This window comes from Cupriavidus gilardii (assembly GCF_017598945.1).
Taxonomy (GTDB): domain Bacteria; phylum Pseudomonadota; class Gammaproteobacteria; order Burkholderiales; family Burkholderiaceae; genus Cupriavidus; species Cupriavidus gilardii_E.
The window spans coordinates 59,984-83,012 of sequence record NZ_JAGFTW010000027.1; the positions used below are offsets into that span (position 1 = coordinate 59,984).

General features: G+C 65.9%; 20 protein-coding genes and 2 tRNA genes. 5 read left to right on the forward strand and 17 right to left on the reverse strand.

What is annotated here, in order from left to right:
• Window positions 1-107 precede the first annotated feature (107 nt).
• The 5 genes from J5T34_RS09810 to J5T34_RS09830 all read right to left on the reverse strand — a co-directional run bounded on the left by J5T34_RS09810 (window position 108) and on the right by J5T34_RS09830 (window position 6,932).
• The gene (locus J5T34_RS09810; protein WP_208579585.1) at window positions 108-788 is read right to left on the reverse strand and encodes a C40 family peptidase; all 681 of its coding nucleotides are present in this window, start codon (window positions 786-788) and stop codon (window positions 108-110) included.
• A 356-nt stretch (window positions 789-1,144) separates the two neighbouring features.
• A complete protein-coding gene (locus tag J5T34_RS09815) occupies window positions 1,145-2,839 on the reverse strand; it encodes an ABC transporter ATP-binding protein (protein WP_208579586.1) in 1,695 nt (564 codons plus the stop codon).
• Window positions 2,836-4,038, reverse strand: a complete 1,203-nt coding sequence (locus tag J5T34_RS09820) for an ABC transporter permease (protein ID WP_208579587.1) — start codon at window positions 4,036-4,038, stop codon at window positions 2,836-2,838. Before J5T34_RS09820 ends, J5T34_RS09815 begins: the two co-directional genes overlap by 4 nt.
• Entirely contained in the window at window positions 4,035-5,084 is a 1,050-nt protein-coding gene (locus tag J5T34_RS09825) for a microcin C ABC transporter permease YejB (RefSeq protein WP_149319846.1), read from the reverse strand. The genes J5T34_RS09820 and J5T34_RS09825 overlap by 4 nt, the downstream gene beginning before the upstream one ends.
• Before the next feature lie 33 nt (window positions 5,085-5,117).
• Window positions 5,118-6,932: an extracellular solute-binding protein gene (locus tag J5T34_RS09830; protein ID WP_244258803.1), complete on the reverse strand. Its 1,815-nt coding sequence runs from the start codon at window positions 6,930-6,932 to the stop codon at window positions 5,118-5,120.
• Between the two features lie 398 nt (window positions 6,933-7,330).
• Here J5T34_RS09830 and fabI point away from each other — a divergent pair, with 398 nt between their 5' ends.
• Window positions 7,331-8,119, forward strand: coding sequence for an enoyl-ACP reductase FabI (fabI, locus tag J5T34_RS09835; RefSeq protein WP_174107212.1), 789 nt, complete (start codon window positions 7,331-7,333; stop codon window positions 8,117-8,119).
• An 86-nt stretch (window positions 8,120-8,205) separates the two neighbouring features.
• On the opposite strand, the gene J5T34_RS09840 is transcribed toward fabI, so the two are convergent.
• From J5T34_RS09840 to J5T34_RS09855, 4 genes are all read right to left on the reverse strand, one after another.
• On the reverse strand, window positions 8,206-8,595 hold the full coding sequence (locus J5T34_RS09840) for a type II toxin-antitoxin system VapC family toxin (protein WP_208579589.1): 390 nt from the start codon (window positions 8,593-8,595) through the stop codon (window positions 8,206-8,208).
• Window positions 8,592-8,849 (reverse strand): type II toxin-antitoxin system Phd/YefM family antitoxin, encoded by a 258-nt coding sequence (locus tag J5T34_RS09845; protein ID WP_208579590.1) that lies wholly within the window; start codon window positions 8,847-8,849, stop codon window positions 8,592-8,594. Before J5T34_RS09845 ends, J5T34_RS09840 begins: the two co-directional genes overlap by 4 nt.
• A 191-nt stretch (window positions 8,850-9,040) precedes the next feature.
• Window positions 9,041-9,117, reverse strand: a tRNA-Arg gene (locus J5T34_RS09850).
• Window positions 9,118-9,179: 62 nt separating this feature from the next.
• Window positions 9,180-9,256, reverse strand: a tRNA-Pro gene (locus J5T34_RS09855).
• A gap of 230 nt (window positions 9,257-9,486) precedes the next feature.
• Here J5T34_RS09855 and infA point away from each other — a divergent pair.
• The 3 genes from infA to J5T34_RS09870 all read left to right on the forward strand — a co-directional run bounded on the left by infA (window position 9,487) and on the right by J5T34_RS09870 (window position 11,793).
• Window positions 9,487-9,708, forward strand: coding sequence for a translation initiation factor IF-1 (gene infA / locus J5T34_RS09860; protein ID WP_006578938.1), 222 nt, complete (start codon window positions 9,487-9,489; stop codon window positions 9,706-9,708).
• Window positions 9,709-10,323: 615 nt separating this feature from the next.
• On the forward strand, window positions 10,324-10,800 hold the full coding sequence (locus J5T34_RS09865; protein ID WP_174107209.1) for a SixA phosphatase family protein: 477 nt from the start codon (window positions 10,324-10,326) through the stop codon (window positions 10,798-10,800).
• 156 nt (window positions 10,801-10,956) lie between these two features.
• Window positions 10,957-11,793: a GNAT family N-acetyltransferase gene (locus tag J5T34_RS09870; RefSeq protein WP_208579591.1), complete on the forward strand. Its 837-nt coding sequence runs from the start codon at window positions 10,957-10,959 to the stop codon at window positions 11,791-11,793.
• Window positions 11,794-11,915: 122 nt separating this feature from the next.
• Here J5T34_RS09870 and ppx read toward each other — a convergent pair whose 3' ends face one another.
• On the reverse strand, window positions 11,916-13,448 hold the full coding sequence (ppx, locus tag J5T34_RS09875) for an exopolyphosphatase (protein ID WP_208579592.1): 1,533 nt from the start codon (window positions 13,446-13,448) through the stop codon (window positions 11,916-11,918).
• Window positions 13,449-13,578: 130 nt separating this feature from the next.
• On the opposite strand from ppx, the gene ppk1 reads away from it, so the two are divergent.
• The gene (gene ppk1, locus J5T34_RS09880; protein WP_208579593.1) at window positions 13,579-15,696 is read left to right on the forward strand and encodes a polyphosphate kinase 1; all 2,118 of its coding nucleotides are present in this window, start codon (window positions 13,579-13,581) and stop codon (window positions 15,694-15,696) included.
• 192 nt (window positions 15,697-15,888) lie between these two features.
• On the opposite strand, the gene phoR is transcribed toward ppk1, so the two are convergent.
• The 7 genes from phoR to pstS form a co-directional block, all read right to left on the reverse strand.
• The gene (gene phoR, locus J5T34_RS09885; RefSeq protein WP_208579594.1) at window positions 15,889-17,208 is read right to left on the reverse strand and encodes a phosphate regulon sensor histidine kinase PhoR; all 1,320 of its coding nucleotides are present in this window, start codon (window positions 17,206-17,208) and stop codon (window positions 15,889-15,891) included.
• Window positions 17,209-17,387: 179 nt separating this feature from the next.
• Window positions 17,388-18,095 (reverse strand): phosphate regulon transcriptional regulator PhoB, encoded by a 708-nt coding sequence (gene phoB / locus J5T34_RS09890; RefSeq protein ID WP_149319839.1) that lies wholly within the window; start codon window positions 18,093-18,095, stop codon window positions 17,388-17,390.
• 181 nt (window positions 18,096-18,276) lie between these two features.
• Entirely contained in the window at window positions 18,277-18,981 is a 705-nt protein-coding gene (gene phoU, locus J5T34_RS09895; protein ID WP_006576606.1) for a phosphate signaling complex protein PhoU, read from the reverse strand.
• Between the two features lie 54 nt (window positions 18,982-19,035).
• Entirely contained in the window at window positions 19,036-19,824 is a 789-nt protein-coding gene (gene pstB, locus J5T34_RS09900) for a phosphate ABC transporter ATP-binding protein PstB (protein ID WP_006576607.1), read from the reverse strand.
• 70 nt (window positions 19,825-19,894) lie between these two features.
• Complete coding sequence (gene pstA, locus J5T34_RS09905; RefSeq protein ID WP_208579595.1) at window positions 19,895-20,815, reverse strand: phosphate ABC transporter permease PstA; 921 nt, start codon at window positions 20,813-20,815, stop codon at window positions 19,895-19,897.
• Window positions 20,812-21,777, reverse strand: coding sequence for a phosphate ABC transporter permease PstC (gene pstC, locus J5T34_RS09910; RefSeq protein ID WP_208579596.1), 966 nt, complete (start codon window positions 21,775-21,777; stop codon window positions 20,812-20,814). The genes pstA and pstC overlap by 4 nt, the downstream gene beginning before the upstream one ends.
• A 105-nt stretch (window positions 21,778-21,882) precedes the next feature.
• Window positions 21,883-22,914 carry a phosphate ABC transporter substrate-binding protein PstS gene (gene pstS / locus J5T34_RS09915; RefSeq protein ID WP_208579597.1) on the reverse strand — a complete coding sequence of 344 codons (1,032 nt, stop codon included), beginning with the start codon at window positions 22,912-22,914 and terminating at the stop codon, window positions 21,883-21,885.
• Window positions 22,915-23,029 lie beyond the last annotated feature (115 nt).

A 23,029-nucleotide genomic window follows, 5' to 3' on the forward strand; every position in this document is an offset into this window, starting at 1 on the left:
GAACGGAGCGAACGAAGCGAGCGCAATGACGACCGCACGAACAAAAAGGACTGCCAGGGCAGTCCTTTTTGTTGCAGGGCGATCGGCGTCATTCGGCGCCGTTGCGCTCAGCCGCCGTAGAACGTGCGTCCGCTGGCGTTCGGATCGAAGCGCTTGAGCGTCTCGACCATGCCGCCGATGCCGCCCGCGGCGCCGTTGTCGCGCTCGGGCATATCGTCGATGCGGCGTGCGCCGTTGTAGCGCGTGACCCAGTAGGCCGAGCGCATGTCATCGACGCGGATCTTGCTGCCGGTCGACGGCGCGTGCACGAACTTGTTGTCGCCGATATAGATGCCCACATGCGAGAACGCATGGCGCATCGTATTGAAGAACACCAGGTCGCCCGGGCGCAGCTCGTGCGCGGCGACGTTGGTGCCGACGCGGCTGATCTCGACCGAGCGCCGCGGCAGCATGAAGCCGAAGGTGTCGTTGAAGACGTAGCGGACGAAGCCGCTGCAGTCCAGGCCCGACTCCGGCGTGTTGCCGCCGAAGCGATAACGGACACCGATCAGGCCCAGCGCGTTCATCACCAGGTCGCCGGCCTTGTTGGCGACATGGCTGGTCGAATTCATCATCGACGACAGCAGGCCCTTCCTGGGCTCGGCCTGCTGCTGGGCCTCGACGCTCAGTTCCGCGCCGGGCTCCTTGAACACCGTGTCAGCCAGGGCTCCATTCGACAAGGCCGCGCCGCATGCCAGGGTCAGTCCGATGGCGGCACGCGCCAGGGAATGAAGCACCGTTCGCTGCATGGGTTCTCCCGTTGGTTCCGGTTCGGGTAATTCGAATCACACGATCCCTCACGCGACGCGTTGGACCATCGTCGTGTGGATCGGAGATGACTATGTGGAAAAACTGCCGAGGGTGGATGCAAGCGCCGGACCAGCCCGACAACGGCGTCGGAGCACGGCTTTGGGGCATCCGCCAGGAGACGTGCGGCGTGCAAACCACCCACACATCAAGTTCTCGCGGGATGGTATAAGCTCACGCCGGCGATGTCAAAGTTCGTTACAAAATCGGCCGATTTCGTCGTGTAATCAAAGGAATAGCGTGGGGTTTGCACGCTAATTCTTGGGATTGACCGGGATGCCGAACATTAGCGGGGACACTAGCCCGGCCAACCGCCGACGTCTCCGGCACGTGGTTCGAGGCCCAACTGAGCGGCCCGCATCAGCTTGCGGGTGTAGGCATGCTGCGGTGCGCCCAGCACCGCTTCGGTCTCGCCCGCCTCCACCACTTCCCCGCCCTTCATCACGATGACGCGGTGCGCCATCGCCCGGATCACCGCCAGATCGTGGCTGATGAACAGATAGCTGAGGTTGTACTTGCGCTGCAGCTGCGACAGCAGCGCCAGCACCTGCTGCTGGATCGATACGTCGAGCGCCGAGGTCGGTTCGTCGAGCACCACCACCTGCGGCTTGAGGATCAGCACGCGGGCAATGGCGATGCGCTGGCGCTGGCCGCCCGAGAACTCGTGCGGATAGCGCCCCAAGGCGGTGCGATCGAGCCCCACTTCGCGCAGCGCCTCGATCACGCGCTCGCGCATCGCCTCGCGCGACAGGCCGGGCTGATGCAGCGCCAGCCCCTCGCCGACGATCTGCTCGATCGTCATGCGCGGCGACAGCGAGCCGAACGGGTCCTGGAACACCACCTGCAGGCGGGCCCGCAGCGATGCGCGCTCGGCCCGCTTGACCTGCTCCAGGCTGCGGCCGAGAAACTGGATCTGGCCGCCGCTCTTGCGCTGCAGGGCCAGCACCGCATGGGCCAGCGTGGTCTTGCCCGAGCCGGACTCGCCGACGATGCCGAGCGTCTCGCCCTCGCGCAGGTCGAAGTCGACCTCCTTGACGGCGCGCACCACGTCGCGGCCGAACCAGCCGGCCAGGCCGCGCCGCTTGCGCGTGTAGTTGACGTGCAGGCCGCGCGCGCTCAGCAATGTCGGCGCCAGCGGCAGCACCGGCACCACGTCGCGCCGCGGGCGGCTGTCGATCAGCCGCTGGGTGTACGGATGGCGTGGGTTGGCAAAGACCTCGGCGGTCTCGCCGATCTCGACCAGCATGCCCTGCTCCATCACGCCGATGCGCTGCGCAAACGCGCGCACCATGTTCAGGTCGTGGGTGATCAGCATCACCGCCATGCCGAACTCGGCCTGCAGGTCGCGCAGCAGTTCCAGGATCTGCACGCGGATGGTGACATCGAGCGCGGTGGTCGGCTCGTCGGCCAGCAGCAGCTTGGGCCGGCAGGCCAGCGCCATCGCGATCATCGCGCGCTGGCGCTGGCCCCCCGACAGCTGGTGCGGAAAGCTGTCGAAGCGGTGCTCGGCCTCTTCGATGCCGGTGCGCTGCAGCAGCGCGATCGCGCGCTGGCGCGCGGCGCGCTTGTCCAGCCCTTCGTGCAGCTCCAGCGTCTCGACGATCTGGTTGCCCACCGTATAGAGCGGATTGAGCGCGGTCATCGGCTCCTGGAAGATCATCGCGATCTCGCTGCCGCGGATCGCGCGGATCTCCCGATCGGGCACGCGCAACAGGTCGCGCCCTTCGAAATGGATCGCGCCCTGGTAGTGCGCCTCCTCGACCAGCCGCAGCATCGACAGCGCGGTCACGGTCTTGCCGGAACCGGACTCGCCGACCAGCGCGAAGCGTTCGCCGGGGCGCAGCGCGAAACTGACATCGCGCACCGCACGGGTCGCCTCCGGGCCTTCGCCGAAGGTCACCGACAGACGGTCGACACGGATCAGCGCGGGGTCGCCGGCATCGGGCGGCGCGGCCACCGGCTGCGGCGGCGTGGTCACGGGCAGCTCGCTCATGGCCGCGCTCCCGCGGCGGACTGACCCGCCGCTGCGGCTTCGGCCGCCGGTCCGCTCGCCGATCCCGCCGAGGGATCTGGCAACTTCGGCTCGACCCGCCCGCGCAGCGCCGCCAGCCCCAAGCGCGTATCGAAGGCGTCGCGCAGCGCATCGCCCATGAAGGTCAGCAGCAGCAGCGTGACGACCAGCACGCCGAAGGTCGACAACGAGATCCACCACGCATCGAGATTGGCCTTGCCCTGTGCCAGCAGCTCGCCCAGGCTCGGCGTGGTCGGCGGCACGCCAAGGCCCAGGAAGTCGAGGCTGGTCAGCGCCAGGATCGCGGCGCTCATGCGGAACGGCAGGAACGTGATCACCGGCGTCAGGCTGTTGGGCAGGATATGGCGCCACATGATCTGCACGTTCGACAGACCCAGCGCGCGCGCCGCCTTGACGTAGTCGAGCGAGCGGTTGCGGTAGAACTCGGCGCGCACGTAGTCCGACAAACCCATCCAGCCGAACAGCGACAGCAGGATGATCAGCAGCGCCAGGCTCGGCTCGAAGATCGAGGCGAAGATGATCAACAGATAGAGCTCGGGCATCGAGCTCCAGATCTCGATCGCGCGCTGCGAGATCAGGTCGAAGCGCCCGCCGAAGAAGCCCATCAGCGCGCCGGTGATGGTGCCGATCACCACGCCGATCACGGTCAGCGCCAGGCCGAACAGCACCGACACGCGAAAGCCATAGATCAGCCGCGCCAGCACGTCGCGGCCGCGGTCGTCGGTGCCGAGCCAGTTCTCGGAGGACGGCGGCGCGGGATTCGGCTCCTTGGCGAAGTAGTTCAGCGTGTCGTACGAATAGCGGTTGGGCGGATAGATGGCCCAGTTGCCGTTGCTGGTGATGCGCTGGCGGATGAAGGGGTCGAGATAGTCGGTCGGCGTCGGGAAGTCGCCGTCGAAGGTGGTCTCGGCATAGGTCTGCACGATCGGGAAATACCACTCGCCGCGGTACTTGACGACCAGCGGCCGGTCGCTCGACAGCACCTCGGCGAACATGCTGAGCACGAACAGAACGACGAACGCGATCAGGCTCCAGTAGCCGAGCCGGTTGCGGCGGAAGCGCTGCCAGGCGCGCTGGCGCGGCGACAGCGAGGACGGCAGCCGGTCCAGCCGGGGCGGCCGCGGGGTGGTACGGAACGGGGATTGCCAACGCGGGGTCATCGCGGCATGGCCTCGAAATGGATGCGGGGGTCGACCAGCACGTAGCAGACATCGGAGATCAGCCGGGTCACCAGGCCGATCAGCGTGAACAGGTACAGCGTGCCGAGCACGACCGGATAGTCGCGGCGCAGCACCGCTTCATAGGACAGCAGGCCCAGCCCGTCGAGCGAGAACAGCGTCTCGATCAGCAGCGAGCCGGTGAAGAACGCACCGATGAAGGCGGCCGGGAAACCGGTGACCAGCGGGATCAGCGCATTGCGGAAGATATGCTTCCACAGCACACGCCGCTCCGACAGGCCCTTGGCGCGCGCGGTCAGCACATACTGCTTGCGCACCTCCTCCAGGAAGGCGTTCTTGGTCAGCATCGTCACCACGGCGAAGCTGCCGACCACGGACGCGGTGATCGGCAGCACCAGGTGCCACAGATAGTCCATTACCTTGCCCATCAGCGACAGCTGCTCCCAGTTGTCGGAGGTCAGGCCGCGCAGCGGGAACCACTGCACGAAGGTGCCGCCGCCGAACAGCACCAGCAGCAGCACGCCCAGCACGAAGCCCGGGATCGCATAGCCGACCAGCACGATCATGCTGGTCACCACGTCGAAGCGGCTGCCCGCCCGGATCGCCTTGGCGATGCCGAGCGGCACCGATATCAGATAGGTCAGGAAGAAGGTCCAGAGCCCGAGGCTGACCGACACCGGCAGCTTGGACTTGACCAGTTCCCACACGCTGCGGTGCTGGAAGTAGCTCTGGCCGAGATCGAACTGCGCAAAGCGCTTGAGCATCATCCAGTAGCGCTCCAGCGGCGGCTTGTCGAAGCCGTACAGCGCCTGGATCTCCTTGATCTTCTCGGGGTCGACGCCGCGCCGGCCGCGGTATTCGGCACCGCCGCCGCTGGCCTCCCCGCCGCCGCCGCGGCCCTTGAGCTCCATCATCATCTGCTCGACCGGGCCGCCGGGCACGAACTGGATCACGACGAAGGTCAGCGTGATGACGCCGATCAACGTCGGGATCATCAGCAGAACGCGCTTGAGCAGATAGGCCAGCATGCCGTTTCCTGTTTTCCTTGGGCTTCGCCGCGCTCAGCGCGCCGCCTTGGGCTGCGCCGCCCTGGCTTGCGAGGCGCCCGGCACGTCGCTGCGCCACCAGCTGCTGAGCACCCAGCCCTCGGCCGTGTAGTAATGCGGCAGCCGCTGCGGATAGACCAGCTCGCGCCGGTAGGCGATGCGGTGCGAGGCGCTGTACCAGTTCGGCACCACGTAATAGCCGTGCATCAGCACGCGGTCGAGCGCGCGCGACGCGTTGATCAGTTCCTTGCGCGTCTGCGCGCGCAGCACGTGGTCGACCAGCTTGTCGACCGCCGGCGATTTCAGCCCGAACAGATTGTCCGAGCCGGGCATCGTCGCCGCCTCGCTGTTGAAGCGGTCGCGCAGCTCGTTGCCCGGGCTCTGCGAGTCGGGGAAGCGGATCGACACCACGTCGAAATCGAAGTCCTCCAGCCGCTTCTGGTACAGCGCGAAGTCGGTGGTGCGCTGATGGACCTGGATGCCGAGCTTCTCCAGATTGCGCACATAGGTCGTGATCACGCGGCTCATCGCGCCGCCGTCGTCGAGGAACTCGAACACGAACGGTTCGCCCTTCGCATTGCGCAGCGCGCCGTCGCTGTAGGTCCAGCCTGCTTGCGCAAGCAGGCGGCGCGCCTCGCGCAGGTTGTCGCGCAACGAGCGCGGCGGCTCCGTCGTCGGCTGCGTGACGATCGGCCCGAAGACTTCGGGGGCCAGCTGGCTGCGCAGCGGCTCGAGCAAGGCGAGTTCGCCGGGGCCGGGACGGCCGTCGAAGGTCGAGCTGGCGGCCAGCTCGCTGTTGGAGAACCAGCTGTCCAGGCGCTTGTAGGCCCCGTAGAACAGCTGGCGGTTCAGCCATTCGAAGTCCAGCGCCAGGATCAGCGCCTGACGCACGCGCACGTCCTGAAACAGCGGCTTGCGCAGGTTCATCACGAAGCCCTGCATGCCGGCGCCATTGCGGTGCGGAAATTCGGTCTTCATCAGCTCGCCGTTGGCGAAGCGCTTGCCGACATAGCTCTTGGCCCAGCTCTTGGAGCGGTACTCGACGATGGCGTCGAATTCGCCGGCCTTGAAGGCTTCCAGCCGCGCGGTCTCGTCCTTGTAGAGCCGGTACACCACGCGGTCGAAGTTGAAGGTGCCGCGCCGCACCGGCAGATCCTTGCCCCAATAGTCGGGGTTGCGCTTGTAGACGATGCCGCGGCCGGCGTCGTAGCGCTCGATCAGATAGGGGCCGCTGGTGACCGGCGTCTCGAACGTCAGCTTCTCGAACGGCACCTTGGCGGTCCATTTGCGCGAGAACACTGGCAGCGAGCCGACGATCAGCGGCAGCTCGCCGTTGCGCTGCTTGAAGTCGTAGCGCACCGTGCGCTCGTCGATCACCGTCAGCGACTTCACGTCGGCGCACATGCTGCGATAGCCGGGGCTCGAGGCCTTGCTCATCAGCATGTCGAACGAATACTTGACGTCGCTCGCCAGCACCGGATCGCCGTTGTGGAAGCGCGCCTGCGGGCGGATGCGGAAGGTCACCGACAGCTCGTCGGGCGCCACCGTGACGTCCTCGGCCAGCAGGCCGTAGGCGCTGGCGGTCTCGTCGGCGCTGCCGATCAGCAGCGACTCGAACATCAGCGAGGTCAGGCCCGGCGCGGCGACGCCCTTCAGCGTGAACGGGTTGAATTTGTCGAAGCTGGTGCGCCGGTCCGGATTGGCCAGCGTCAGCGTACCACCGCGAGGGGCGTCGGGATTGACGTAGTCGAAGTGGTGGAAGTCGGCCGGGTACTTCAGGTCGCCGTGCAGCGCGAAGCCATGCGCGGCCCAACCCGTCGTCGGCACCATCGGCAACAGCACCGCCAGCAGGGCGGCTGCGGCGGACCGTGCCAGCATCTGGACCAGGCCGGTGCGAGTCCGCGCCCGGATACGATGCCATGCCGAAAACGGCCCTGCTGCTTGCCTTTGCATCCGGTCGATGCCCTCCCCTGAACTACGCGTGGCAGTACGGCCGCGGTCGGTGCCCGGGCCAAGTTGTGCGACAATTTTACCTTCGTTCGGCGGCGTTCCAGCCATCCGGACATTCCAGTACGCGGCGTGGCCGCGGCCGCAGCCGGTGCGCCGGCGGCTGCCGGGATCCGTTCCGGCAAGCGGCCCGGCCAGCCGCAGCATGAACCGTGCCCAGCGGCGTGCCCCAACCCGGCACACGGCGCCGATGCGCATCACAAGACCACCATGGAGAACTTATGGGATTTCTGGCAGGTAAGCGGATCCTGATCACCGGCTTGCTGTCGAACCGCTCGATCGCCTACGGCATCGCGTCGGCCTGCAAGCGCGAAGGCGCGGAACTGGCCTTCACCTATGTCGGCGAGCGCTTCAAGGACCGTATCCAGGACTTTGCCAAGGAATTCGGCAGCGATCTGGTATTCGAATGCGACGTATCGAGCGACGAGCAGATCGCCGCCACCTTCGCCGCGCTGGGCCAGCGCTGGGACAAGCTCGACGGGCTGGTCCATTCGATCGGCTTCGCCCCGCGCGAAGCAATCGCCGGCGACTTCCTCGACGGCCTGTCGCGCGAGGCGTTCCGCGTCGCCCACGACATCTCGGCCTACAGCTTCCCCGCGCTCGCCAAGGCCGCGCTGCCGCTGCTGTCGGACAAGGCCTCGCTGCTGACGCTGACCTATCTGGGCAGCGAGCGCGTGGTCCCGAACTACAACACGATGGGCCTGGCCAAGGCGTCGCTGGAAGCCAGCGTGCGCTACCTGGCCGCCTCGGTCGGCCCGCGCGGCATCCGCGCCAACGGCATCTCCGCCGGCCCGATCAAGACGCTGGCGGCCTCGGGCATCAAGGGCTTCGGCAAGCTGCTCGGCCACTTCGAAGAAGCCGCCCCGCTGCGCCGCAACGTCACGATCGACGAAGTCGGCAACGTGGCGGCTTTCCTGCTGTCGGACCTGTCCAGCGGCGTGACCGGCGAGATCACGTACGTGGACGCCGGCTTCAATATCGTGGGCGCCAGCCTGCCGGAAGGCGAGTAAGCGCCTGTGAGCTCGGCGGCCGCGAGTTTCGTCCCGCGGCCGCCGGCTTGTCCCCATCCCCTCTCTTTTTTGCCGCTTGCGGTGGGCTACACCGGTTCGATGCAGCCAACCGGATAGCAGGCCAGCTTGGCGTCGGCCGTAACGAGCCGCATCGACTCCGTCAGCGCCTGCGCCACCAGCATGCGATCGAACGGATCCTTGTGACCGTCCACGTCCGGCAAGTTCGCCACCATTCCCGCATGCGCTTCCGTCATCGCCAGACTGCGATAGCCGCTCGCCCGGAACGCCGCCATTGCCATCCCTGGGCTGAACGGAAGCTTGCCGCTGGCAAACTTGATGGCGATCTCCCACAAGCTGACCGCGCTGACGACGACTTCGTTACCGGGATCGATGAGCAAACCCCGCGCCGGACCGGACAAGCGGGGACTGTCCTGGGCAGCCCAAATTGCCACCTGTGTATCGAGCAGCAGAATCATTCGCCCTCCGTGAACAGTCGGGCGATGTCTTCATTGCCCTCGTCGAACTCGTCCTGGCTCATCGCCGCGAATCCGCCGAGGAAGGCGATGCCGCCTCCAATCCGTTTTGAAATATCCAACGGCTCGATCGGCACGATACGGGCTGCGGGCTGCCCATTGCGGGCGATGATGACTTCGGCCTGCGATCCGCTTTCGACCGCCTCCACCAGTTGGGACAGCCGGCTCTTGGCGTCGTGCATGTTGACGATCAGCATCAAAGTCTCCCGAGGTCGATTAGCTAAACATTAGCTAGTCTAGGTGGCATCGATGCGCTTTGCCAGGCGGGCGGTTTCGGAAAACACAAGGGCGCGCCAAGGATCGCCAGTCCATTGACGAGAAAAGCCGAAGGAGCCAGCGTCGGAATGGAATGCGGTAGCGAAGTGCCTGAACCGGCACCGAAGAAGGATGGCCCGCCCTGCACGATTCGAACGTGCGACCGCTCGCTTAGAAGGCGAGTGCTCTATCCAACTGAGCTAAGGGCGGTCGGAAGAGAAAAAGAAGAGAAAAAGGGTTAGCCGGCCGTGGCCTGCTAACCCTTGTCGTTCTGGTCGGGGCGACATGATTCGAACATGCGACCCTCTGATCCCAAATCAGATGCGCTACCAGGCTGCGCTACGCCCCGAAGCCGCGCATTGTATCCGTCGACACTGCGGCGGTCAAACGCGATTGGCGGATGGCCCGCCGCGCACGGTCGCACAAACCGAAGTAGCAACGACATCACTTCGGCGAGCGCACGGGAACTAAAGGCGGGCGCCGGGAACCCAAAATGCTGCAGGTGCGTTCATGCTATAATCGCACATCCGCAAAGGCGGCCGTCCGGCTGCCCATCATGGAGCCACAAAGGAAGGAAGCTTGGCTAAGGAAGAACTCATTGAATTCGGCGGCGTCGTTTCGGAAGCGCTGCCCGACAACCGCTATCGCGTGCTGCTGGAAAACGGCGTGGAAATCTGGGCCTACGCATCGGGCAAGATGCAGAAGCACCGGATCCGTATTCTGGCCGGCGACCGCGTGACGCTGGAAATGTCGCCCTACGACCTGACCAAGGGTCGCATCAACTTCCGTCACAAGAGCTGATACCGGACCGCCCGGTCCAACGGTTTCGCTCCTGCTCGGCGTCGCTGCGACGACGCGATCTTGCGCGTCGCATTGGCGGCGTCGCGCCTCCCACCGTCCCGCAGCAAATCGCAGCTTGTACGCGGTCATCCGCCTGGAATGACCGCGGCGGTGGCGTTCGCCTGTCGGCGGACAACGGGCCTTCGAGCCCCCCTCATACTCCACTGCGCTCGGCTTGCCGGATTCTCCGGACGCCATCCATCGCAACACCCCGCCTGATGGTCACCAGGATCCTCGCTGGTCCGACTTCGCTCGCGCCTGCGCTGCGCGGATCTTGACCGTTTCGCGACTGTCATCGCTCCGTCACCGACGCCGCGGATACTCCCGCGTCGCCCGGCGTCATGGACCCGTCACCGGCATGGCGGCGCATTGCCCGGGCCATGCGGCTGGCCCATACTGGCCGCCGCATTGGCTCGTCGGTCATGCCGCGCACACAAGCGGTGAGGCCAAGGCCTGACGCAGGCGAACCGAGGCTCGACACACTAGTCGAATCGATCCGGACGGAGTCGGTATGGTCTCCGCAGTTCCAACACGAACGACCCTTGCACGGCATTCGCGCCGTGCCGATCTCCAGCGATGAACCTGATCCTGTGGCGCCACGCCGAAGCGGAAGCGCTCCCCGATGTTGCCGGCATGGGCCGCGCCGCGGACCTGCAACGTGCCCTGACCCGCCGCGGCCGCAAGCAGGCCGAAGCCTCGGCCGCCTGGTTGCGCGCGCATCTGCCGCCCGATGCGCGGCTGTTGTGCAGTCCGGCGCAGCGCAGCCGCGAAACCGCTGCGGCATTGCGCCCGGATGCGCTGGTGGTGCCCGCGCTGGCGCCGGACAGCGACGTCACCGACGTGCTGGCCGCGATCGACTGGCCGCATGCGGCCGGCACCACGGTCGTGGTCGGACATCAGCCCTGGATCGGCCGGCTGGCGGCGCTGCTGCTGGCAGGCACGGAAATCAGCTGGAGCATCCGCAAGAGCGGCATCTGGTGGCTGACCGCCCGCACGCGGGAGCACGAGGATCAGGTCGTGCTGCGCGCGGTGATCAACCCGGAATTCCTTTGACCTTCGTGCGGATGGCGTACGCGGCGCGGTAACCGCCGCCGCGCCTTCCTCTCGCCACGACCGCACGGTCACGCAACCGTCATCGCCGCTTCACGGGGCTGTCACTGGCCCCCTCTACATTGTTTCGCAGCCATGTTGTCATCGAAAGGACATCTGATGCGAGACCTCCCGACGCCTACCCAGCCGCTCTTCGATTCCTTGCCCAATGGCCTGGCGGGCCATTCGGGCCGGAGGCGTCTTCATCGCCAATCCGTTGCGCAGCAAGATGCAGCGCCTGCTCTCAGCGTGGCGTGGGCGCGCCACCAGGACGAAGTAGTCGAGGCGCAGCGCCTGCGCTACAAGGTGTTCGCCGAGGAGATGGGCGCGCGCCTGTCGACCTCGTCGCCCGAGCTCGACATCGACATGTTCGATGCCTACTGCGACCACCTGATCGTGCGCGACCTCGCCACGCTGAAGGTCGTGGGCACCTATCGCGTGCTGCCGCCGCACCAGGCCAAGCGCATCGGCTGCCTGTACGCCGAATCGGAATTCGATCTGGTCCGGCTGGCGCATCTGAAGCCGAAGATGGTCGAGCTGGGCCGCTCGTGCGTGCATCGCGACTACCGCACCGGCAGCGTCATCATGGCGCTGTGGGGCGGCCTGGGCGAGTATCTGCAGCGCTGGGGCATCGAGTCGATGCTCGGCTGCGCGAGCGTGCCGATCAACGACGGCGGCCATATCGCCGCCAGCCTGAGCCGCGTGTTCGCGCGCAACTATCTGGCGCCGATCGAATACCACGCGTTTCCGCGACTGCCGTTGCCGGTCGACGAGCTGAATCAGGATCTGGAAGTCGAGCCGCCGGCGCTGATCAAGGGCTATCTGCGCCTCGGTGCGCGCATCTGCGGCATGCCGGCCTGGGATCCGGACTTCAATGTGGCGGACTTCCTCACGCTGCTGCGCGTGGGGGACATGAATCCGCGGTATGCGCGGCATTTCCTGGGGTTGCAGCGTTGAGCGGATGAACTTGCGTTGCGCGCCTGCGGCGCGCGCCCCTCTCCCCGGCCCTCTCCCGCAGGCGGGAGAGGGAGAAAACCGAAGCCATTTTCAAGCGTCGGCTGACGGCGACTGCCGGCGATTCAGACGTACACCACCTTGTAGCGGATCCCGATCCGCTCCCATTCGTCGGCTTCCTTGCCGAGGCTGTATTCGACCAGCGGATTGGCCTCGATCCACGCCTTGGGCAGCCGCACCTCGAAGCCCTCTTCCAGCGCATCGGCGCGCTGGCTGACCTTGATCTCCGGCAGTTCGACGTCGGCGCGGCGCCGGCACAGCACGAAGGCCAGGCGCAGGCTGAACAGCATGCGCCAGTCGAGAAAGCGGCCGCGCCCGGACAGCTTGCCAAGCTTGCCGGCATGGCCGAGCAGCAGCGTGGCAAGCCGCGCCTGATCGGTCTTGGAAAAGCCCGGCATGTCCGCATGCGTGGCGATATAGGCCGAATGCTTGTGGTAGCTGCTGTGCGCGATCGACATGCCGATCTCGTGCAGGCTCGCGGCCCAGCCCAGCAGCGCCAGATTGTCCTCGCGCCGCTCGTTGGCCGGATCGGGAAACTGCGCCAGCAGCCGTTGCGCGGCGTGGCGCACGCGCGCGGCCTGGGCACGGTCGACGCCGTAGCGGCGCATGAATTGATCGACCGTGACGGTGCGCATGTCCTCGTGATGGCTGCGCCCGAGCAGGTCGTACAGCACGCCCAGCCGCAGCGCGCCGTCGGTCACGTCCATGCGGTCGACATCGAGTTCGGCGAACACGCCCAGCATGATCGACAGCCCGCCCGGCAGCACCGGGATCCGGTCCGGCTTCAGGCCGATCAGACGCACGCGATTGGTGTTCTCGGCCTTGATCAGCGCACGCTTGAGCCGCTCCAGCCCTTCCCGCGTGATGCCGTGCTCCTGCGCGTTGTCGTTCATGCCGTTCAGCTCGATCAGCTCGGCCAGCGCGCGGGCCGTGCCCGACGAGCCCACCGCCTGCTGCCAGCCGGCGCTGCGGTACTGCCGCACCAGCACCTGGATCTCGCGGCGCGCGGCCAGCTCGGCCTGCTTCATCGCGTACTCGTCGACATTGCCGCTGGGGAAGAACTGCCGGCTGTGCGAGACGCAGCCGATATACAGCGATTCCATCAGCTTGGCGGTATAGCCATGGCCGATGATGAATTCGGTCGAGCCGCCGCCGATATCGACCACCAGCCGATTGCCGGCGCAGGCCGGCGCATCGTGCGACGCGCCCAGATAGATCAGCCGGGCCTCCTCGCGGCCGGCGATCACCTCGATCGGGAAGCCCAGCGCGTTCTCGGCCTCGATCAGAAACTCCGAGGCGTTCTTTGCCACGCGCAGCGTATTGGTGGCAACGGCCCGCACCTGGTCCGGCGAGAATTCGCGCAGCCGATCGCCGAAGCGCCGCAGCGCCTCCACGCCGCGCCGCCGCGCCGGCTGGTCCAGGTACTTGTCGGCGGTCAGGCCCGCGGCCAGGCGCACCGGCTCGCGCAGCGCATCGACCTGGAAGATCTGGCTGACCGGACCGGTCGCGGTCTGGGTCTCGTCCACCCGGCCGATCATCAGCCGGAAGCTGTTGGAGCCCATATCGACGGCGGCGAGCAGGCGTGGAGTATTGTTCATCGTCATAGCAGTCTGGAAACACGGACCGGCGGCGTGGCGTTCAACGTCGGCCGCGCGAGGCACGAAGAATATGTCCTGGCCGTGTCGGTGTCATGACAAAATCACGTTGTCATCAAGTTGACACGATTCTATGGAAAAGTCGCCGCATCGCCCAAAGAAGGTCATGCCTATGTCGACGACCCCGCCCGGTACGCTGCTCAATCGCGAACTTGGCATCCTGGAATTCAACTCCCGTGTGTTGGCCCAGGCAGCGGACCCGGCAGTGCCGCTGCTGGAACGCCTCAAGTTCATCTGCATCGTGTCGAGCAATCTCGACGAGTTCTTCGAGATCCGGATGGCCGGACTCAAGGAGCAGATGCGCGACAACCCGTCCGGCCTGACGCCCGACGGCCTGTCGTTCCAGCAAACCTACCAGGCGATCACCGAGCGGACGCAGCGCCTCGTTGCAGCGCAGTATGCCATGCTGCAGGACGTGATCTTCCCCCTGCTCGAGCGCGAGGGGGTGTTCTTCCATATGACCACGGTCTGGAACGACGCCCAGCGCGACTGGGCGCGCGACTTCTTCGTGCGCGAGATCGGGCCCGTGCTGACGCCGATCGCGCTCGATCCGGCCCATCCGTTTCCGCGCGTTTCCAACAAGAGCCTGAACTTCGTCGTCGAGCTGTCCGGCAAGGACGCCTTCGGCCGCGAGGCCGATCTGGCGATCGTGCAGGCGCCGCGCGCGCTGCCGCGCGTGGTGCAGATGCCGCAGTCGCTGTCGGGCTACCCGTACGGCTTCGTGCTGCTGTCCTCGTTCATGCAGGGCTTCGTTCACGAGCTGTTCCCGGCGATCGCGGTCGACGGCTGCTATCAGTTCCGCGTGACCCGCAATTCCGATCTGTTCGTCTCCGAAGACGAGATCACCGATCTGCGCGAGGCGCTGCAGGGCGAACTGCCGACGCGCCACTACGGCGATGCGGTGCGGCTCGAGGTCGCGGCCGAAACGCCGCCTTCCCTGACACGGCGGCTGCTGACCGAGTTCGCGCTCGGGGAACAGGATCTGTACCGCGTCAGCGGTCCGGTCAACCTGGTGCGGCTGATGTCGATCCCCGATATGGTCGACCGCCCGGCCCTCAAATATCCGCCGCACGTGCCCGCCGCGGTCAAGGCGTTCAGCGGCGGCGCGCCGATGTTCGACGTGATCCGCCAGCGCGACGTGCTGATGCACCATCCGTACGAGAGCTTCAGCTCGGTGCTCGACCTGCTGCAGCTGGCGGCCAACGATCCCGACGTGGTGGCGATCAAGCAGACCGTCTACCGCACCGGCAACGACTCGCTGGTGATGGAAGCGCTGATGACGGCGGTGCGCAACGGCAAGGACGTGACCGTCGTGCTGGAGCTGCTGGCGCGCTTCGACGAGGAAACCAATATCAACTGGGCGGAGCGCCTCGAATCGGCGGGCGCCCACGTAATCTACGGCGTGGTCGGCCACAAGTGCCACGCCAAGATGCTGCTGATCGTGCGGCGCGAGCCCGCCGGCCCGAAGAGCAAGCAGACCAAGCTGCGCCGCTACGTGCATCTGGGCACCGGCAACTATCATCCGCGTACCGCGCGGCTGTACACCGACTTCGGGCTGCTGACCGCCAACGAGGAAGTGTGCGAGGACGTGCACCACGTATTCCAGCTGCTGACCGGCACGGCCGGTTCGATCAGGCTCAAGCATCTGTGGCAGTCGCCGTTCACGATGCAGAGCAATCTGGTCGAGCACATCCGCGCGGAGGCGCGCAACGCGCGGGCCGGCAAGCCGGCGCGCATCATCGCCAAGATGAACGCGCTGCTGGAACCGTCGGTGATCGAGGAACTGTACAAGGCCTCGCGCGCCGGCGTGCAGATCGATCTGATCGTGCGCGGCGTCTGCGCGCTGCGGCCTGGCGTGCCCGGGCTGTCCGAGAACATCACGGTGCGGTCGATCGTCGGCCGCTTCCTCGAACACCATCGCGTCAACTACTTCCTGGCCGGCGGCACCGAGTTGCTCTATCTGTCTAGCGCCGACTGGATGGACCGCAACCTGTTCCGCCGCGTCGAGGTTGCCTTCCCGATCCTCGACAAGACGCTGAAGACGCGCGTGATCCAGGAAGGGCTGCTGGTACATCTGCGCGACAACGGCTCGGCCTGGGTGATGCAGCCGGACGGCAGCTACGTGCAGCAGACGGGCAAGGGGAAGGAGCGGCGGGTCAGCCAGATGGAGTTGCTGACGAGGTTCGCCTGAGAGCGAAATCTCGCGACGCTGATGCTCCCCTCTCCCGCTCGCGGGAGAGGGGTTGGGGGAGAGGGCAAACGGCCGTCGCGAATGCCACCGCCGCCGCTTTACGCCACCCCCTCTCCCCGGCCCTCTCCGCCTGAGGGGGAGAGGGAGAACACCGTCTCACGGGCGAACGCCCAGGATTGGCGGGCAACACGCCTACGCCGCGTGCCGCGCCCCCGGCTGGTGGATGCTGCGATCGACCGGAAACACCACCCGGAACACGCTGCCCTTCCCTACCTCGCTGCTGATGCGCAGCTCGGCGTGGTGGCGCGACAGCACGTGCTTGACGATCGCCAGGCCCAGGCCGGTGCCGCCGGTATCGCGCGAACGGCTGCGGTCGATGCGATAGAACCGCTCGGTCAGCCGCGGAATGTGCTCGGCGGCGATGCCCAGGCCCGTATCGCTGACCGAGAACACCGCGTGGCCGTCGCGGTAGCACAGGCCGATGCCGATGCGGCCGCCGTCGGGCGTGTAGCGCACCGCGTTCGACACCAGATTGCCCAGGGCCGACAGCAGCTCGGTTTCGCTGCCGCGGATGCCGACCGATCGATCGATGTCGGCGGTGATCTCGTGCCGGCCTTGCGACAGGCCCTGCGCGTCGTGCACCAGGTGGTGCACCAGCGCGCCGATATCGACCGGGTCCTGACTGGGCGGCTGCATGTCGCTCTCGAGCTTGGCCAGCGCCAGCAGGTCCTCGACGATATGCTGCATGCGCATGGCCTGCGTCATCATCATGTCGACATAGCGCCGGCGATCGTCGTCGGAGATCGGCAGATCGCGTACGGTCTCGAGGAAGCCCGTCAGCACCGTCAGCGGCGTCTTCAGTTCATGCGAGACGTTGGCGACGAAATCGCGCCGCATCGACTCGGTGTTCTCGAGCTTGGTGATGTCCTGTGTCAGCACCAGCTTGCGATTGTCGCCATAGGGCAGTACCTGCACCGCCAGCACGCTCTGCTTGTGTTCGCCCATGTCGCGCATCTGCAAGGGTTCGTCGAAACGTTGCAACATCAGGTACTGCACAAACTCCGGCCGCCGGATCAGGTGCGTGATGCGCTGGCGTGCGTCACGCCGCGCGCTGAGGCCGAAATGCAGCTCGGCCACGGCGTTGCACCATTCGATCTGATCGGCGTCGTCCAGCATCAGCACGCCGTTGGGCGAGGCCTGGATGGCCTGAATGAAGCGGGTGTGCTGCTGTTCGACCTGCAGCACCTGCATGCGCCAGCGCTTGACCAGCCGGTGCAGCCGGTAATAGACCTCGCCCCACAGCCCGAGCGCGCTCGGAATCTCGCCGTAAGCCGGCGCGTCGAGCACCTTCCACAGCCGGTTGATTTGATACAGGTAATACAGCAGCAGCGCCAGCAGCGCGCCGCTGGTCACCGCCAGCGCGGCGGTGACGCCGACGAAGACGGCCAGCAGCGCGGCGGCGATGGCCAGCAGGATCAGGACGGCCGCGGATCGGGCCCAGATGACATTCATGAGATCGTGCGATGGCAGCCTGGCGGGGGTCGGCGATGGCGGGATTCAGGTCCGGCCCCACAGGCGGGATGGGCCGCAGTGTGCCACGGAAAACGCAACAGCGACGCAGCAGCGCGGCGACGGCGGCGCTGCCCCGCCCGGGCCGCAAACCCCGCGGCGAACCGGGCAAGGCCGGCGGTTCACTGCCCCGGCGACCGGGCCAGGCGATAGCCGCTGCCGCGCACCGTCTCGATCATCGCGCTGTAGCCCCCGGGGGCCAGCGCCGCGCGCAGGCGCTTGATATGGACGTCGACGGTGCGCTCTTCGACGAAGACATGGTCGCCCCAGACCTGATCGAGCAGCTGCGAGCGGCTGTGGACACGCTCCGGGTGCGTCATCAGGAAATGCAGCAGGCGGAATTCGGTCGGGCCGAGTTCGAGCTTGATGGGGCCCGATTCGTCCTCGCCGGTGACGCGATGCGTGGCCGGGTCCAGCCGCAGGCCGTTGATCGCGACCACATCGTCGGTCAGCTGCGGTGCGCGCCGGCGCAGCACCGCCTTGATGCGCGCCAGCAGTTCCTTCGGCGAGAACGGCTTGGTCACGTAGTCGTCCGCGCCCGCCTCCAGTCCCATCACCTTGTCCTGCTCCTCGCTGCGGGCGGTCAGCATGATGATCGGGATCTGCTTGGTGCGCTCGTTGTTGCGCAGTTCCTTGGCGAACACCGCGCCCGACTTGCCCGGCAGCATCCAGTCGAGCAGGACCAGGTCGGGCAACACATCGCTCATCAGCGACAGCGCCTGCTCGGCGTTGTACGCACGGATCGGATAGTGCCCGGCGTGCTGCAGGTTGACGGCGATCAGTTCGGCGATGGCCGGTTCGTCTTCGACGACCAGAATACTGCTAGGCATGAATGAAGTCTCCGCTCTCTGGCAGGTTCAGGTATTGGCAGATGGGACAGCGAGATGGCGATACAGCGGCGAAAAACAGCGGAATACAGCGGACGAATACAGCGGGCGAGAGACCACGATCGATGCGCAGCGGGCAGATACCACGGCATCGATGGCAACACGTCCAACCCGCCGGTCCGGTTCAGCTCAGCGCTTCCTTTTCCATGTCCTCGCGCGAGGTATGGCGAACGTCGGTGCCCTTGACGATGTAGATGATGAACTCGGCGATGTTCTTCGCATGGTCGCCGATGCGCTCGACGGCCTTGGCGATAAACAGGAAGTCCAGCGCGACCGAGATCGTGCGCGGGTCTTCCATCATGTAGGTGATCAGCTTGCGCACGAAGGCGCGGAATTCGTCGTCGATCGCCTTGTCTTCCTTGACGATGCGCGCGGCCGCCACCGTGTCGAGACGGGCAAAGGCATCGAGCGACTTGCGCAGCAGCGCGATCGCGAGATCGCCGGCCAGCTTGACCTCGGCGTAGTTGATGCCCTGCGCCCCGGTCTCTTCCATGATGTGCTTGGTGCGCTTGGCGATCTTCTCGGCCTCGTCGCCGGCGCGCTCCAGATTCGTGATGGTCTTGGAGATCGCCATCACCAGGCGCAGGTCGCGCGCGGTCGGCTGGCGGCGCGCGATGATATTGCCGCAGTCGGCGTCGATCTCGATCTCGAGCGCATTGATCTGGTTCTCGCGCTCGATGACCTGCTCGGCCAGCGTGGCGTCGAAGTCGGCCAGCGCCTTCATCGCGGTATCGATCTGCGCCTCGACCAGGCCGCCCATCTGCAGCAGCTTGGTATTGATCGCGTTGAGGTCGGCGTCGAATTGGGTCGACAGGTGCTTGTCGGTCATCATGTTCTCCTGGCCTTCCGGTCAGCCATAAGCAGCCAAAAAATCGGCCGAAGATCAGCCGAAACGGCCGGTGATGTAGTCCTCGGTTTCCTTGCGGTGCGGCTTGATGAAGATCTTCTCCGTCTCGCCGAACTCGATCAGCTCGCCCAGGTACATGTAGGCGGTGAAATCCGAGCAACGCGCGGCCTGCTGCATATTATGGGTCACGATCACCACGGTGTACTCGTCCTTGAGTTCGGCGATCAGTTCCTCGATGCGGCCGGTCGAGATCGGGTCCAGCGCCGAGCACGGCTCGTCGAGCAGCAGCACCTCGGGACGGATCGCAATGCCGCGGGCGATGCACAGCCGCTGCTGCTGGCCGCCGGACAGGCTGTAGCCGGACTGGTGCAGCTTGTCCTTGGCCTCGTTCCACAGCGCGGCCTTGGACAGCGCCCACTCGACGCGATCGTCCATTTCCGAGCGCGACAGCTTCTCGAACAGCCGCACGCCGAAGGCGATGTTGTCGTAGATCGACATCGGGAACGGCGTCGGCTTCTGGAACACCATGCCGACCTTGGCGCGCAGCAGCGCGATGTCCTTGCGGCTGGTCAGCAGGTTCTCGCCGTCCATGTTGATCTCGCCCTCGGCGCGCTGCTCCGGATAGAGCGCGTACATCTTGTTCAGGGTGCGCAGCAGGGTCGATTTGCCGCAGCCCGACGGGCCGATGAAGGCGGTGACCTTGCGGTCCGGGATCGACATGTTGATGTTCTTCAGCGCATGGAACTGTCCGTAGTAGAAGTTCAGGTTGCGCACGTCGATCTTGGCGCGGACGCTGTCGGGGATGTCGATGACGGTCGAAGTCATGCTGGATCTCGCAGGTAAATTCGTGGTTTCGCGGGCGGCTTGCGGTTTGCTCGATGTCCGCCGGTTGCGCTCACTGGCTCTTCTTGAACAGCACGCGCGCCAGGATGTTCAGCGCCAGTACGCCGATCGTGATCAGGAACACGCCGGCCCATGCCAGCTCCTGCCATTCGGTAAAGGGGCTCATCGCGAAGCGGAAGATGGTCACCGGCAGGTTGGCCATCGGCTTGTTCAGGTCCGTGCTCCAGAACTGGTTCGACAGCGCGGTGAACAGCAGCGGCGCGGTCTCGCCGGCGATCCGGGCCACGGCCAGCAGCACGCCGGTAATGATGCCCGCGTACGACGCCTTGACCGTGATCGACAGCACCATCTTCCATTTCGGCGTGCCGAGCGCGAAGGCGGCCTCGCGCAGCGCGTTGGGCACCAGGTTCAGCATGTTTTCGGTGGTGCGCACGACGATCGGGATCTGCAGCAGCGCCAGCGAGCAGATGCCGGCCCAGGCCGAAAAATGCCCCATCCGGGCTACCACCAGCGCGTAGACGAACAGGCCGATCACGATCGACGGCGCCGACAGCAGGATGTCGTTGATGAAGCGGATGAAGCTGGCCAGCGCCGACTTCTGGCCGTACTCGGCCAGATAGATGCCGGCCAGGATGCCCAGCGGCGTGCCCAGCACGGTCGCCAGGCCCACCATCACGAAGCTGCCGAAGATGGCGTTGGCCAGGCCGCCGCCGGCGGTGTTCGGCGCCGGCGTCATCTGCGTGAACAGGTCGATCGACAGGCCGCCGATGCCCAGCGCGATCGTGGTCCACAGGATCCACGCGAGCCAGAACAGGCCGAAGGTCATCGCCGCCAGCGAGGCCGCCAGCGCGTAGACGTTCATGCGCTTGCGCCGTGCCTGCAGGCGCTCGCGCACCTCGTTGGCATCGGCATGGACGGCCGGGATCGCCGACGTCGATGAGGTCGACATGGTCGCTTGGCTGGTCGAATTCATTTCTTGCCCTCATTGCGCGACAGGCGCAGCAGCAGCAGTTTGGACAGCGCCAGCACGACGAAGGTGATGAAGAACAGGATCAGGCCCAGCTCCATCAGCGCGGCGGTATGCAGGCCGGGACCGGCCTCGGCAAACTCGTTCGCCAGCGCGGACGTGATGCTGTTGCCCGGCGAGAACAGCGAGGCGTTGTCCAGCAGATTGGTGTTGCCGATCACGAAGGTGACCGCCATCGTTTCGCCCAGCGCGCGGCCCAGGCCGAGCATGATGCCGCCGATCACGCCGGCGCGGGTATAGGGCAGCACGACGTTCCACATCACCTCCCAGGTGGTGCAGCCGACGCCGTAGGCGGACTCCTTCAGCAGCACCGGGGTGACCTCGAACACGTCGCGCATCACCGAGGCGATATACGGAATGATCATGATCGCCAGGATCACGCCGGCGCACAGCAGGCCGATGCCCAGCGGCGCGCCCTGGAACAGCGGCCCGATCAGCGGCAGCTGGCCCACGGTGGCGGCCAGCGGCTTCTGGAAGTACTCGCCGAACAGCGGCGCGAACACCAGCAGGCCCCACATGCCGTAGACGATCGAGGGCACCGCGGCCAGCAGCTCGATCGCGGTGCCCAGCGGGCGGCGCAGCCATGCGGGCGACAACTCGGTCAGGAACAGCGCGATGCCGAAGCTGACCGGCACCGCGATGATCAGCGCGATCAGCGAGGTCACGACGGTGCCGTAGATCGGCACCAGCGCGCCGTAGACGTCGGCGGGAGGGTCCCACTCCGCGGTCCACAGGAATTTGAGGCCGAATGCCTGGATCGAAGGCCAGGCACTGATGGCAAGCGAGACGATGATGCCGCCCAGCAGCATCAGCGTGACGATGGCGGCGCCGCGGGTCAGGCCACCGAACAGGATGTCACCGGTGCGGCCGGGTGCGCGTACGGCGGGAAGATCGGAGGTGGTCGCCATGTTCAGGAGTACTCGGTTTGGCTCCCCGCTCCCGCTTGCGGGAGAGGGGCCGGGGGAGAGGGCAGCGCGCTCGGCGCGCCCTCCCTTCGGATCACCACAGATGGATCAGTACAGGCCCTTGCCCGACGCGTCCTTGATGCTGTTCTTCCAGGTCGCGCGGATCTGGTTGACGACCGCCTCGGGCATCGGCACGTAGTCCAGTTCCGTGGCCATGTTGCCGCCGCTCTTGTAGGCCCAGTCGAAGAACTTCAGCACTTCCGCGCCCTGCGCCGGCTTTTCCTGGTTCTTGTGCACCAGGATGAAGGTCGCGCCGGCGATCGGCCAGGCGTCCTTGCCTTGCTGGTTGGTCAGGATCTGGTAGTACGACTTGCTCCAGTCGGCGCCGGCCGCAGCGGCCTTGAACGCGTCGTCGCTCGGCGAGACCACCGCACCGGCGGCGTTCTTCATCTTCACGTGCGTCATCTTGTTCTGCTTGGCGTAGGCGTACTCGACGTAGCCGATCGCGCCGTTCAGACGCTGCACGAAGGCGGCCACGCCCTCGTTGCCCTTGCCGCCGGTGCCGCCGCCCGGCCAGTTGACCGTGGTGCCCTCACCGACCGAGCCCTTCCAGTCGGCGCTGACCTTCGACAGGTAGTTGGTGAAGATGAAGGTGGTGCCCGAACCGTCGGCGCGGCGCACCGGCAGGATGTCCTGGCTCGGCAGCTTGGCGTTCGGATTCAGCGCCTTGATGGCCGGATCGTCCCACTTCTTGATCTTGCCCAGATAGATATCGGCCAGCACTTCGCCGGTGATGGTCAGGTCGCCCGGCTTGATGCCTTGCAGATTGATCACCGGCACCACGCCGCCGATCACGGTCGGGAACTGCACCAGGCCTTGCTTGACCAGTTCCTCGTCCTTCAGCGGAGCGTCGGAAGCGCCGAAATCGACCGTCTTGGCGTTGATCTGCTTGATGCCGCCCGACGAACCGATCGATTGATAGTTGACCTTGTTACCCGTAGCTTTTTGGTATGCGTCGGCCCACTTGGAATAGACGGGCGCCGGGAAAGAAGCGCCTGCACCGGTAATTTCTGCCGCGAATGCGGAGCCTGCTACCACCATCGAAACGATGCCCGCAACGGCAGTCTTGACCAGCTTCATATGTCCTCCAGAGAACATGGTTGGGAATGTCAGTTTTTTGACATCCCGAACTGTATGCGGCCACTATGACAGTTCCATGACATCGCCAAAATTTCTTTGAAGTGACATTTAAGAC